Here is a 13,511-nt window from a genome sequence, read left to right on the forward strand (position 1 = left end):
GCGCCTTCCTCCTTCAAGCTCCATCCTTGTCTCTACGTGAACATCATATGCAATGGATATTCTATTATGTTTACACCGTCTTAACATACTCATTTTCCTCACTGCTCTCTTCCGTTATCATTCTTGGATGCCATTGTCGGGCTGTAGCCGATTTTTAAGCTGCTGATTGCTTTAATGGCTACTTCCCTGTCGTCAAAATCATAAGTCCTGCTGCCTATTTGCTGATAGGTTTCATGGCCTTTCCCGGCTATGAGCACAACATCTCCAGGTTTTGCATTCGCAGCGGCGAAAAAGATGGCCTGCTCCCGGTTTGATATGGAATGGTAATAATGATCCCGGACACCCTCCTCCATATCGGCCAGGATATCAAGCGGATCCTCACTTCTGGGATTATCCGATGTGAAAATCGGTTCGTCTGCATATTTAACAGCAATTTGAGCCATTAACGGGCGCTTTGTTTTGTCCCTGTCTCCTCCGCAGCCTACTACAACAAAGGTTCTGCCTTCGGAAAACTGCTTGACGGTAGTTAAAACATTTTCCAGACTATCAGGTGTATGGGCATAATCCACGATGACAGCAAAAGGCTGTCCGGCATCCACCAGTTCAAATCTCCCTCTGACACCGTCTGCCTCCTCGAGTGCAGCAGCGGCGGTCTCAAGGGCTATACCTGAAGCGAGGCTCGCTCCAACAGCTGCAAGCACATTATAAACGCTGAATTTTCCGATGAGCTTCAGCTTCATCCTTCTTGATCCGTAAGGGGTTTTCAGCATAAATTCTGTGCCGCTTGATGTCATCTGAATAGCTGATGCCGTAATGTCTGCGGGCTGATCAATCCCGTAAGTCAAGATGTGTGCAGCTGTCATGCTTTTATAATCAGCTGCCGCGTCATCATCCTGATTGATCACCGCATATTTTGGCCGGGAATGGTTAAACGTATTTCCAAGCTGGGCAAACAGCAGTCCTTTTGCCTGTTTGTAGGCTTCCATCGTTCCATGGTAGTCCAGATGATCCTGCGTAAGATTGGTAAATACCGCCACATCATAGTCACAGCCGTGGACCCTGCCCATATGAAGAGCATGGGAGGATACTTCCATTACAGCATTGGAAACCCCATTGTCAGTCATTTTCTTAAATGTTTTTTGAAGAGTCAGGCTTTCAGGAGTTGTATTTCTGACTTCCAGAGTCTCATCTCCGATTTTTATGTACATGGTACCGATCATCCCGGTATTTTTACCGGCAGACTTCATAATTTTTTCAATTAAATGGGCGGTTGTCGTTTTCCCGTTTGTACCGGTCACGCCGATTAAATGAAGTTTCTGTGTCGGCTGTCCGTAAAATGCATCCGCAAGTACAGCCATTGCTCTGTTTGAATCAGGCACTATGATAACGGGCACAGGAAGGTCAAGCTTTCGCTCAGCTATAACAGCCACTGCCCCTTGGTCTACAGCCTGTCCGGCAAAATGATGCCCGTCTACTGTATAGCCTTTTATACAAATAAACAAGCTCCCTTTTCCTGCATTTCTAGAATCCATTTCAATTGATTCAATGTCAGGGTTTCCGTCTGGACGGAATTCTCCAAAATGTAAACAGGAAAGCAAATCAGTCAACTTCATCCTTATCAAACCTCTCAATTCACACTCTTTAAAATAACCATATGCTTTTATGCATACAGTTCATATTTTATCTCACTTCAATGAAAAGAGCCAACCTTTTGTGAGATGCGGACTCCTCATGTTTATCTGCACTGAGCCAATTTTTCACTTTTGGCTGAGCAGTGTTGAGAAGAAGCAGCCGGACGGATCTTTATATTCAAAAAAAACAGCCCGGCTAAGCCTTGCTTTGCTCAGACGGACTGATTTGCCAATAGCAGGTCTCCAGAAATGCTCATCGTACTCTTACGATCATGGATTACCCATGAATACACGGATAGCGGAACCTTCATTCACCTTCGTCCCGGCTGCAGGAGATTGCTGAACAACTGCATTCCCGCTGCCTGCAACATCAAATTTTACATTGATCAGCTGTTCCCTCAGTTCATCCAGCTCCATCCCTAAAAGATTCGGAACTTCCACCTTCTTTGTGTCTCCCCACTTGTACACCTTTTCAATTTGATCTTTTCTAAGCTTTACGCCCATTTCTGGCAGGCTGTCCCTCATAATGTTCCCTACAATCGGGGCGGCAACGGTCCCCCCGAACTGGACTGTCCCTTTTGGATTATCAACCGCTACATAGACGACGAGTTCGGGATTATCAGCTGGGGCAAACCCGATGAATGAAACAATAAAATTGTTTTTCAAGTAAACACCGTTGCTTACTTTTTGGGCGGTTCCGGTTTTTCCGCCCACCCTGTAGCCTTCCACGAAAGCGTTTCTCCCAGTTCCCGCAGCTACTACACTTTCCAGAGCGTATCGAATCTGCTTGGAGGTCTCCTCTGATATGACCCTTCTTTTTCCCTGTGGCGTGGTCCTGCTTATGATTTCTCCGGTGATCGGGTCCACCCATTCTTTCGCAATATAAGGGGTATACAAAACCCCGCCGTTTACTGCTGCGGATACCGCGGCCACCTGCTGAATCGGTGTAACCGAGACTCCTTGTCCGAATGCGGTAGTTGCTTGTTCAACCGGCCCCACCCGATCGATGTTAAAGAGGATTCCTCTTCCTTCACCCTGTAAATCGATCCCGGTTTTTTGACCGAACCCGAACTCCTTAATGTATTTAAAAAGCTTCTCTTTCCCAAGTCTTTGACCGAGCTCTACAAAACCAGGGTTGCATGAATTCTGGACTACCTCCAAAAAGCTCTGCGATCCATGGCCGCCTCTCTTCCAGCACTTAAGCCTTGCACCGGCTACCTCAACTGAACCAGGATCGTGGAAATGATCATGCTCCAGGTCCACTTTCTGTTCTTCAAGTGCTGCTGCAAGGGTGATGATTTTGAAGGTGGATCCAGGTTCATAGGTGCTCCATACCGGAAGGTTCCGGTTATATACAATTGGCTCTACGTCCTGATAGCTGGCAGGATCGAAATCCGGCCTGGAGGACATTCCCAGTATTTCCCCGTTTTTCGGATTCATGGCAATGGCAATCATTCCATCCGGATTGTATTGAGCCTGAGCAAGATCCAGTTCCCTTTCGATGATTGTCTGTACTTTTGAGTCAATCGTGAGCTTTAGCGTTTGCCCGTCTACAGGAGGCCTGTAATCATCTGCTTCATTCGGCATTCTTTTTCCTTTTGCATCGGAGTAGAATTTGACAAACCCTTTCTCCCCCTTCAATTCATCATCATAATAGGCTTCCAAGCCGAGAAGCCCCTGATTATCGATTCCTGCAAATCCAAGAACATGTGACAGGTAGCTTCCGTTCGGATAGTATCTCTTACTGTCTTCGCCAATGTAGACCCCTTTTAAACCAAGCGCTCTGACTTCACCTGCCTTCTCATGGGAAATTTTTCTCCCTTCCGGCTTAAGCGTGACAATCATCTCATTCATTGTCAGGAAATCATACGCTTTCTTTGTCGTCATATTCAGCACCGGTGCAAGCTTCGCCGCCGCTTCCGCCGGATTCTCAACCTGTCTCGGGACTGCGTATACGGTTGGTGCGCTGATATTTGTAGCCAGCTTCTCACCATTCCGGTCTAAAATTTCTCCCCGCTCAGGTTCAAATGGAAGATTGCGGCTCCATAAGTCCTTTGCTCCGGCTGTCAGCTTATTCCCCAGCACAAACTGGACATAGCCAAGCCTGACATCAATCACCGCAAATACAAGCACACCAATCAGGAATACAGCAGCCAGTCGTTTTCTGACGGTTACCTGGGATACGCGCAACAAAATCACTCCTTGTCTATGCTCCTCCCACTATATGCTTGTACAGGTGTGATTAGAACGGCAAGGGGGGATTAGGGGTGACTGGACCCTTCCTATCAATGAAATCATGTGTGCTGAAAGAGAAGGAGGAGATGAGAGGAGATATACAAGCGGCTGTTCAGCAATTTTTAGCAGCGTTTTTAAAAAGGATGGTCCCTTCTGGATTGGGAGTTTTTTTTAATACCATGCATCGTCAGTGGGTCTGACCCCACTTCATCTAAAGGATTAAAGCTCCGGCACCCACTCACTGAGCCATTGGCGGACTAGGGATTACAGATTCATGCCTCTGTCCCCCAGTACGGTAAAGCAACAGGGGCCAGGCACCGTGCCTGGCCCCACTTTCGCTGCTGCACTAAAGCTCCGGCACCAGATCTGTCAGTCCCTGGTGCGCAAGGGTTGACATCCTGCTGTCTCTGTCCCCCGCCCCTTTACAGCAGTAAAGCTCCGTTACACTTACACACTGTTATCTCTTTGCCGGACACCTGACCCCTGCCTTAAAAAAATCGCCTTCAACCCCAGCTCTGCCAAAGCGCGCTAAATCTCTGTCCGCGATACGAGAAACACGCTGCAGGATTAAAGGGCTCTCCTCTGAATCCAATCAAGCACAAATAAGGGGTCGGAGGAGAGCCTCCGACCCCAATTACGCCCGCTGCCTTAACTCCTGCATCAGCCTATTAAAAACGCTGGAGGAGAGGGACATAGAGCATTCCGCCTCTCTCCCCGGGACTTTGCCGCAATGAGGGACGGAGGTACTTGCGCTGCTGAACGTCATCATTTTATCAAACTGTTCCAAAACAGCGCCCCCCGCCAATCATCAAAAATGAGGCTTTAGCTTAACGGTCAGTAACGTATCTTCACTGACCAGCGTTCCTTTTGGCAGGCTCTGCTTCGCAGAAAATCCTTCTCCGGTGAAAGAAACACGGAGCTGCAGCAAATCGGCAAGCTTCATAATGTCCCTTTTAGACCATCCGGAGATGTCGGGCATTTTGACTCGGCCGCCCGTTTGAAGAAAGACTTTTTCCCCTTTGGCCAGTACAGAAGTTTCAGATGGGGACTGTGCTTCTACTGTCGTGCCTGTTCCTAGCGCAATCGGCTGATAGCCGCCGTTTTTAAGTCTGGATTCAGCTTCTTTTTTATTTAAGCCTATTACAGATTCCATGACTGGATCTTTGGCGTTAGTTTTTTCCTTTTCTGGCTGTTTTTCATCCGGTTCTATCTGCAGATATTGCAAACTGTTTTGCATGATGGTCTTAAAAATTCCGGAAACAGGCATGGATCCGGTTTCAGTCGGTTCCAGCTCTGGCTGCTGAACCGCTACGTATACGAGGAGTTCCGGATCATCCTTAGGCGCCATTCCCATAAACGAGAAAATGAAGTTTTCCTTCCCGGTCATGTAACGGCCGTTTTCCCCCGGTATTTGGGCTGTTCCGGTCTTTCCGGCTACGTCATAGCCTTCAATGGCATATGGTTTTCCTGTACCGTTTTTGGAAGTTACCACTTTCCCCATTAAATCCCGAACCTGGGAAGCCGTTTTCTCCGAGATGGGCTGGCTTACTTGCTTAGGTTCATTTTTGCTGACTACTTTATTTTTGTCAGTGTCTACAATCTGATCAATGATATAGGGCTTCATCATTTTCCCATCGTTGGCAATCGCTGTCGCAGCCTGAATTTGCTCAATCACTGTGGCTGTTGAACCTTGGCCGAAAGACGCAGTTGCCAGGGAAATTTTACTGTCTGATTTGATTTGACCCGCCTCTTCTCCAGGGAGGTCTATTCCTGTTTTTGTACCAAAGCCAAACTTTTTCATATAATCACTATACGCATCCGGGCCAAGCTTCATCGCCAGATTAATCATGGCTGTATTTGAGGAGCGCTCAAATCCCTCATTAAATGTAATCTCGCCCCAGCCGGTTTTGTTGTGATCCCGAATCGTATACTTGCCGATCTTATAGCTTCCCGATTTGTAGGTGGAGTCGCCTTTATATACACCTGCCTCTATTGCCGCCGCCACGGTATACATTTTCATTGTTGAACCTGGCTCAATCGGATAGCCGACGATATCGTTTGTGTAGTTGTTAATATCCCTAGTGTTCGGATTAAAGCTTGGACGCTGGCTCATTGCCAGAATTTTTCCGGTTTTTGGGTCGGCTGCTACCGCCATCACCTTTTTTGGATTGTACTCCTTAACCGCTTCATTCATAGCATCTTCCATGAACGCTTGGATTTTTTGATCAAGTGTCAGGTAAACGTTCTTTCCGTTATCAGGAGGGGTGATTTTGTCTTCACTGCCCGGAAGCTTCCATCCGTAATGATCTTTTTCATATTGGATGGCACCATCCTTCTCCTGAAGATGGCTGTCGAGACTCTTTTCAAGCCCAAGCATCCCATTTATAGCCCCTGTATCTTCATTTTTCTGAGCATAGCCTATAACATGGGAGGCAAATACACCATTCGAGTAAAATCGTTTCTGGCTTTTAACAAAAGCGATGCCAGGGAGCTTGAGTTTTTCAATCTCCAGTTTTTTTGTCTGGCTTAAATTTCGTCCTTCAGCGCCGAATTCTACTTGTTTCGCATCCTTTTTGAGAATTACAAGCATTTTTGACGGCTCGATCCCAAGAAGGGGAGCAAGTTTTTCGGCCGTCTCCTCTTTATCTGCTACATGCTGCGGCTTTTTTGGGTTTGTAGTCAGCTCGTCATCCAAAACAGCTACGATTTTATAGGCTGATGTATCCTCAGCAATCGCTTTTCCATTGCGGTCGAGAATTGACCCTCTTGAGGCCTCGAGGGTTTGCTTTTCCTCGTACTTTTGGGCCGCCCGTACTGCGAGGACTTGTCCATCGACTTGACCAGTAAGCTGGATATAAAGAAACCTGGCAGCAATGATAAAGAAGAGCGCCGCAAAAAGTGTTGCTAATACGGCTGCTCCTCTATTCATATTTTTATTTTTTTTCAGCATCATTTAATTGGTAAGACCTTTCACATTGTCCTTATCAAGCTTAAGTCCCATCTCTTTTGCTTTGCTCATCAGCCTGTCATAGTTGCTTAATTCTGTAACTTGAACAGAAAGATCGCTGTTCTTTTTCGTTTGTGCTTCCACTTGGGCTTCGAGCTTTTGCACCTCAATGCTTGACTGATAGGAAGCTACACTGCTTGAGATCAGCTGAACGCCCGCTGCGGCCAAGCCCAGGACGAACAGAACGAGCAGAACCCTTTCTCCAAGGGTGATGGGAAGTCTCCTTTTTACCGGTACTGCCTGTGTTTCGGTATGCTGATGCTGCCGGCGTTTCGTTTGCTCCTGCGAGCGCTGATTTACTTTTACTGCTAAATTGCTCATGGCTGGCCCTCCTCTTCAGGATTTTTTAGTTGGTTTTCATTTTTTTATCAAAGGCTTTCTTTATCTATGTGTCATCCGAGCTTTAAAGCTTTTCTGCTATACGGAGTTTTGCGGAACGTGACCGGTTATTTTCAGTCAGCTCTTCCTCTGCGGGCAAAATCGGCTTTCTCGTAATGAGTTTAATTTTCGGTTCAAATCCCTCTGGAATAATCGGAAGACCCGGCGGGAGCTGAGGAACTTCAGCAGCCTGCTTGAACGTTGTTTTGCAGATCCGGTCTTCTAATGAATGGAAGGTGATGACACTGATTCTTCCGCCCGGATTCAGAAGTTCAATCGATTGTTCAATTGCCTCCTCAAACACTTTCAGCTCATCATTAACAGCAATGCGGATCGCCTGGAAAATTCTTTTGGCCGGGTGGCCTCCTGTACGCCTTGCCGGCGCGGGAATGCCCTCTTTAATGAGTTCTACAAGCTCATATGTCGTTTGGATCGGTTCCTTATCGCGCTTCGCTTCTATCTTCCTTGCAATTTGCTTTGAGAATTTTTCTTCTCCGTAGCGGAAAAAAATCCGCACCAGATCCTCATAGCTCCAAGTGTTCACGACATCATAGGCGGATAAATCAGATTGCTGATCCATTCTCATATCAAGGGGTGCATCATGATGGTAGCTGAATCCTCTTTCGGGTGTATCCAGCTGCGGAGATGAGACTCCTAAATCAAAAAGAATGCCGTCTACTGTTTCAACACCTTGTTCCGCAAGCATTTCTCTGATGTTTCTGAAATTGCTTTTAATGAGGATGGCCTGTCCTTCATAATCCGATAGTTTGTTTTTTGCATGCTCAATGGCTGTGTCATCCTGGTCAAAAGCGAACAGCCTGCCTTCTGCTGATAATTGAGAAAGAAGATATTCACTGTGACCTGCACCGCCAAGTGTGCAATCAACGTATGTACCGTTATGTTTTATGTTCAGTCCATCTACCGTTTCTCTCAGTAAAACTGTTTTATGCTTAAACATGGATGATACCACCTTTATCAAATTCGAATATGCCTGTATAGACCGTGTAAAGACCTATGCACAATGATTCATTATATATCAAAATCAATCATGTTTTCAGCTATTTCCGCGAAAGAATCTTCCTGCTGATTTACATAGTCTTCCCAAACCGGCTTGCTCCAAAGCTCAATTCGATTTGATACACCGATGACAACGCAATCTTTTTCAAGCTTAGCGTAATTCAGCAGAGGGGATGCAATGTTGATCCGCCCCTGTTTATCCAGTTCGCATTCAACGGCACCTGAAAAGAAGAATCGTGTAAACGCCCGAGCGTCTTTTTTGGTAAGCGGAAGAGCCTTCAGCTTTTCCTCCATGATTTCCCATTCAGCTTTTGGATAGCCGAACAGACATTGGTCGAGCCCTCTCGTTAGGACAAAAGACTCACCCAACCCATCACGGAATTTAGCTGGGACGATCATGCGGCCTTTTGCATCGATTGTATGCTGATATTCCCCCATGAACATGACCTGTCCCCACTCTCTCTCCCTGACTCACCACTTTCCCCCACTTATCTCCACTTCCCATTCTACACGAGTTCAAAACAAAAAAAAACCCTGTGCAGCACAGGATTTTTAAAAAATTTACGTTATAATTTGACAACCTTATGTTGATTATTAAAAGAATATGACAAACCCGAAAGATTTTGCGTGAATTGACTCCCGTACTTGTTTAAATAGTAATAAATGTTCCAGATTCTTTCCTGCGGAAGTCCTTCAGGTAAAATAGAGCGTTCTGCCCTGTCAAATTTCGATAAAATGTGATGGTGTTTCTGCTCTATATTTTTCTTTGTTTCTTTTCGAAGCAGGTCCATTTGCCTAACAATAAATTGAATGTTTTTATTTGTGTAACTTTCCATCACTGAAAACTCTGAAATAATCCGTTCTGACAGGCCACTGTGAATCTCTCTCGTGCGCTGAATCGCATCCTCTGCAAGTGAATCGATGTCAAGCTCCTGGTGTTCCTCCATCCACTTCTGTTTTTTCTCTTTCCAGTCAGCTTGTAAGGCTTCTTCCAATTCCATGTGCAATTGTTTAAGGTCTGACTCTATAGACCGTTCCAGAATGGTAATATTGAGCCTCGGGATGACCGGCGGCATCTTCAAACCCATTGTTTGGAATGCCTTTTTTAACTCCGCCCAGTAGGATATTTCTCCCGGACCGGCAATAAAAGCCAGTGTTGGGAGGATCATTTCCTGCATGATGGGCCTTGTCACAACATTGTTGCTGAATTTTTCCGGATATGCGGCTGCTTCGTCCATTAATTCCTGATCGGTAAAAGACAGCCTGCCTTCCTTATCCGTAAATCCGCCCGCTTCCGCTCTATGCAGCAATACGCGTTCTCCGTCCAATTCATAGAAAAGATTTGAACTTTCCAAGGCCGTTTCAATAATCGGGGAGAAACCATGAGACCGAATCAGCTGCTGCTGATGTAAAACCGCCCGTGCAATCTCATCATTTTTCCGGATTAGCGTCTGGAAATATTCTGTTTCAAATTCCCGGAGGCTACGGTCTGCAGATTGAATCAGAACAAGTCCCTCAGAGCCGAACAAATCCATAATAAGCCATTCGAAAAATTCTGTATAAGTGGAGGATTTATCCAGGAATGCGGTTAATTTGTTCAACAGCCCTTTCGTATACTGCGTTTCCCCATAAGATTGAATGACTTCTTCTACCCATCTTTTACAGGCAGCATGGTCGAGCTCTGCAAATGCGACTGATCTCTTGTCAGTTATCCTCTGGCTGACTGCCTTCTTTTTAATGCGGTTATTCTTTTGTATATAGACATGATTGATTTCATCAAAATCGTGATCTTCCCCCGCGATCCAGAATACGGGTATCACGGGTGTCCCAAGTTTTTCCTCCTGCTGCCGGGCGAGGGTCAAAATAGAAATCACTTTATGGATGGTGTAAAGGGGGCCTGTAAGCAGTCCTGCCTGCTGGCCGCCCACCACTACTGTGCTCTGGCTGTCGAGCAGCCTTTCGATGTTATGCATAGCCGCAGGTGCCTGGAATTTTTCATTGTACGTTTTCAGACAGGAAAACAGCTCTTTTCTGTTAAAAGAACCGCTAAGCAGATCGCTGTGCCGTTTTCTATAAACATCTTCCTGGTGGATGTCATAATCAAAGTATGTATAACTATCTAGCTTTTTTTCAAGCAGTGCACTGACAAACGGATTCGCCGATTGCAGGGAGAACTCAGATATCTCCATGATGTACTTCCTTTCTCGGTTAAAAATGCATTCCGTCAAAAAGTATAGCACTTCTTGAAGGCTTTGTTAAAAAATACGTCTCACCCGTCCTTTAGTAAAACTCTCTGACCGCAAATAATCCGGCGCCATAAAAAAACAGCAAGGGGGACGCAAGAAAATAAACAAGAAAGGACAGCCTCCACATTTTTTTAAATGCCCGCCCCGGTCTTTTCCACCCTGAAAAGGCGAAAAACAGAGTGAATAGGAAGCTCCACCCTATAAATGTCCAAAATAGATACATGGAAGGTTCAATCCTCCAGATGGTGATTACTTTAATATAAACTGAGAAGAAAAAAATCATTACACTTACGTCTGCTGCAGCGAGAACCGCCTTTTTCCCTTTTCCTGTAATCGTTTTGAACGCGGCTATAAGCATGACCAGGCATAGTACCGGTACTATTGCGGCCGCGCCAAGCAAAACTGAGATAACTCCAGCCAAATGATTGTCCTCCGTTTCACATACTTTCCATTCCTTTAATCGCTTTATATGTAAAATCAAGAATGGGCGCCTGCACCCTTTTTTTAGCTGCCTCTTCCAATAGAAAGCCCGCAATGCCTTCAATTTCTGTCTTTCTCCCATTGGCAAGGTCCTGAAGCATGGAGGACGTATTATCAGATGTCATGCTGCACACTTTCTGTACGTTCTCCCATTGTTTCGTTTTATCGGGGAGCTCCAAAATTTCAAAGGCCTCATTGAAGACTTTTTTTAACAAATGTAAATAGTGGGGGTTGTCTATAAGCTCTCCGTTCCGGACCTTTAACAGTCCCGTTAATGGATTTACACAAGCGTTTACAAGCAGCTTTTCAGCAAGGACAATATACCAGTCAGGGGCGAGGAGAAAAGGGAAATCTTCCGTTCCCAGTGATTGTATAAGTCCCTCATCATGTGCTGCCCCTTCTGCAGAAAAAGCGGAGTAAACGGTTCCGCCGCTCCCGTTGTGCCTCACTTCGTTTAAAGAGCGTTTAAACGCACCGTGACTGACTGAACCCGTATACAAATTATGCCCTCTCAGCTCTGATAAACTATGGATATGTCCCATTCCATTCTGCAGGAATAGAAGGGTCTTCGGATGTGAAGGAGAAAGATTTTCCAGTACAGAAGGCAGCTGAAACTGTTTGACCGTCACAATCAGAAGCTCCTCCTTGTAATGCCTGGAGGCTGTTGCGCCCGGGAAGCTTTGAAGCGGGGCACTCCCTTTCAGCAGCGTGATTCCGTTTTCCCTTATAGCGGCTGCTTGTTCCTCTGTGTTTGTATAGATTGTGATGCAGTGGGTGCGGCTCAGGTAGGCAGCAAAAAGCAAACCGATGGCTCCGCCGCCGATAACTCCAGCGTTCATGAAAACACGCCTCCTCTTTATTTCCCTTATCATACCAAATATTGGCGCTGCAAAACATCTGTTTGGGAAACGAAAATAAAAAAATGACTCCATCTGTGCATTACCATGCAGGATTGGAGTCATTATTAGATCATACGGGATAGACGGGATGTTTTCTATAAGGGAGTGCTTCTTCTTTCGATTCATATTGACTAAACCGGATGACCAATTCATTTCGGAGATCGTCCGCCCCGACGATATGATCGATAATCATCTCTGAAGCAAGCCGGTAAATGTCAATGTGCTCCTTATATTCCTGCTGTTTCTCAAGCACATAATTCATTCGTTCCTTCGGGTCTTCTATTTCATTAATTTTATTTGAGTATACAGCGTTAACTGCCGCCTCCGGGCCCATCACCGCAATTTGAGCAGATGGAAGAGCGATGCAGCAATCCGGCTCGAATGCAGGTCCTGACATAGCATACAGCCCCGCTCCATAAGCCTTTCGGATAATAACCGAAATCCTCGGCACAGTGGCTGAGCTCATCGCAGCGATCATTTTAGCTCCATGCCGGATGATACCCGCTCTTTCCACTTTCGTCCCGATCATAAATCCGGGTACATCCGCCAGGAAAAGGAGCGGGATATTAAAAGCATCACACAGGGTTACGAATTTTGCCGCCTTATCGGCAGAATCCACAAACAGGACTCCGCCTTTTACCCTCGGCTGATTGGCTACAACTCCTACAGTCTTCCCATCTATTCTCGCCAATCCGGTTATGAGCTCCTGGGCAAATAGCTTTTTGATTTCAAAGAAACTGCCTCCGTCAATCAGCGTATCGATTGCTTCATACATATTGAAAGGCGCATTCTGATTCTCAGGAACAATAGCAGAAAGAGCTTTTTCAGAGACCGGGGCAGCCGGCTCTTTGCCTGATGGCTTATGCTTGAAATTTCCGGGAAAATAGGTCATAAATGTGCGGGCTTCGGCTATGGCTTCCTCCTCTGTAGATACAAGTACATCTCCGCATCCGCTGACGCTGCAATGCATCCGCGCTCCGCCCATTTCTTCAAGCGACACCTTCTCGCCTATGACCTTCTCGGCCATCCGGGGAGACCCTAAATACATGGAGGCATTTCCTTCCACCATGATGACGATATCGCAGAAAGCAGGAATGTATGCCCCACCTGCGGCCGACGGTCCAAAAAGGAGACATACCTGAGGGATCATTCCTGACAGCCGGACCTGATTATGAAAGATTCTGCCAGCTCCCCTTCGGTTTGGAAACATATCGAGCTGATCGGTAATCCTTGCACCGGCGGAATCAACTAAATATAGAAGAGGCACCATTAATTTTTCTGCCGTTTCCTGAATTCGGATAATCTTTTCAACGGTCCGCGCACCCCAGGAGCCAGCTTTAACCGTTGAGTCATTCGCCATCACACAAACGGTTTGGCCATGAACCTTGCCAATAGCCGTTACGACGCCATCTGCCGGAAGGTCTCCGGCAAGATGGTTGGCGAATTTCCCATCCTCCGTATACTGCCCGTTATCAAACAGCTGTTTTAAGCGGTCCCGGACGAAAAGCTTCCCCTGCTGCCGTGATTTTTCGTGGTATTTAGGATGGCCGCCAGCCTCAGCTTCCGCAATCTTTTCCTTCAGCTGTCCATCCAGTTCCATCATCTTCATTAATGATCC

10 protein-coding genes are annotated in these 13,511 nt (G+C 46.3%); all 10 read right to left on the reverse strand.

What is annotated here, in order from left to right:
* Positions 1-98: 98 nt before the first annotated feature.
* A complete protein-coding gene (locus ACQCVE_RS04230) occupies positions 99-1,613 on the reverse strand; it encodes a UDP-N-acetylmuramoyl-L-alanyl-D-glutamate--2,6-diaminopimelate ligase (protein WP_426844554.1) in 1,515 nt (504 codons plus the stop codon).
* A 288-nt stretch (positions 1,614-1,901) separates the two neighbouring features.
* Positions 1,902-3,821, reverse strand: coding sequence for a stage V sporulation protein D (locus ACQCVE_RS04235; protein WP_426861730.1), 1,920 nt, complete (start codon positions 3,819-3,821; stop codon positions 1,902-1,904).
* Positions 3,822-4,674: 853 nt separating this feature from the next.
* Complete coding sequence (locus tag ACQCVE_RS04240) at positions 4,675-6,816, reverse strand: penicillin-binding protein (protein WP_426861779.1); 2,142 nt, start codon at positions 6,814-6,816, stop codon at positions 4,675-4,677.
* A 3-nt stretch (positions 6,817-6,819) separates the two neighbouring features.
* Positions 6,820-7,194 (reverse strand): cell division protein FtsL, encoded by a 375-nt coding sequence (gene ftsL / locus ACQCVE_RS04245; protein WP_426844557.1) that lies wholly within the window; start codon positions 7,192-7,194, stop codon positions 6,820-6,822.
* A gap of 82 nt (positions 7,195-7,276) precedes the next feature.
* On the reverse strand, positions 7,277-8,209 hold the full coding sequence (gene rsmH, locus ACQCVE_RS04250; protein WP_426861732.1) for a 16S rRNA (cytosine(1402)-N(4))-methyltransferase RsmH: 933 nt from the start codon (positions 8,207-8,209) through the stop codon (positions 7,277-7,279).
* A gap of 71 nt (positions 8,210-8,280) precedes the next feature.
* Entirely contained in the window at positions 8,281-8,712 is a 432-nt protein-coding gene (mraZ, locus tag ACQCVE_RS04255; RefSeq protein WP_426844559.1) for a division/cell wall cluster transcriptional repressor MraZ, read from the reverse strand.
* A 122-nt stretch (positions 8,713-8,834) separates the two neighbouring features.
* Positions 8,835-10,457, reverse strand: a complete 1,623-nt coding sequence (gene bshC / locus ACQCVE_RS04260) for a bacillithiol biosynthesis cysteine-adding enzyme BshC (RefSeq protein WP_426861734.1) — start codon at positions 10,455-10,457, stop codon at positions 8,835-8,837.
* Between the two features lie 91 nt (positions 10,458-10,548).
* A complete protein-coding gene (locus ACQCVE_RS04265) occupies positions 10,549-10,935 on the reverse strand; it encodes a DUF3397 family protein (RefSeq protein ID WP_426844561.1) in 387 nt (128 codons plus the stop codon).
* 16 nt (positions 10,936-10,951) lie between these two features.
* Positions 10,952-11,833 carry a 2-dehydropantoate 2-reductase gene (locus tag ACQCVE_RS04270; RefSeq protein ID WP_426861735.1) on the reverse strand — a complete coding sequence of 294 codons (882 nt, stop codon included), beginning with the start codon at positions 11,831-11,833 and terminating at the stop codon, positions 10,952-10,954.
* 130 nt (positions 11,834-11,963) lie between these two features.
* On the reverse strand, positions 11,964-13,502 hold the full coding sequence (locus ACQCVE_RS04275) for an acyl-CoA carboxylase subunit beta (protein ID WP_426861736.1): 1,539 nt from the start codon (positions 13,500-13,502) through the stop codon (positions 11,964-11,966).
* Between the last annotated feature and the right edge of the window lie 9 nt (positions 13,503-13,511).

It is taken from the genome of Metabacillus sp. 113a, from assembly GCF_050107635.1.
Taxonomy (GTDB): domain Bacteria; phylum Bacillota; class Bacilli; order Bacillales; family Bacillaceae; genus Metabacillus_B.

What these genes read in the sequence shown, in the direction of transcription:
- ACQCVE_RS04230 (WP_426844554.1), bottom strand. Translation starts at nt 1,613, where the DNA reads ATGAAGTTGACTGATTTGCTTTCCTGTTTACATTTTGGAGAATTCCGT.
- ACQCVE_RS04240 (WP_426861779.1), bottom strand. Translation starts at nt 6,816, where the DNA reads ATGCTGAAAAAAAATAAAAATATGAATAGAGGAGCAGCCGTATTAGCA.
- ftsL (WP_426844557.1), bottom strand. Translation starts at nt 7,194, where the DNA reads ATGAGCAATTTAGCAGTAAAAGTAAATCAGCGCTCGCAGGAGCAAACG.
- rsmH (WP_426861732.1), bottom strand. Translation starts at nt 8,209, where the DNA reads ATGTTTAAGCATAAAACAGTTTTACTGAGAGAAACGGTAGATGGACTG.
- mraZ (WP_426844559.1), bottom strand. Translation starts at nt 8,712, where the DNA reads ATGTTCATGGGGGAATATCAGCATACAATCGATGCAAAAGGCCGCATG.
- bshC (WP_426861734.1), bottom strand. Translation starts at nt 10,457, where the DNA reads ATGGAGATATCTGAGTTCTCCCTGCAATCGGCGAATCCGTTTGTCAGT.
- ACQCVE_RS04270 (WP_426861735.1), bottom strand. Translation starts at nt 11,833, where the DNA reads ATGAACGCTGGAGTTATCGGCGGCGGAGCCATCGGTTTGCTTTTTGCT.
- ACQCVE_RS04275 (WP_426861736.1), bottom strand. Translation starts at nt 13,502, where the DNA reads ATGAAGATGATGGAACTGGATGGACAGCTGAAGGAAAAGATTGCGGAA.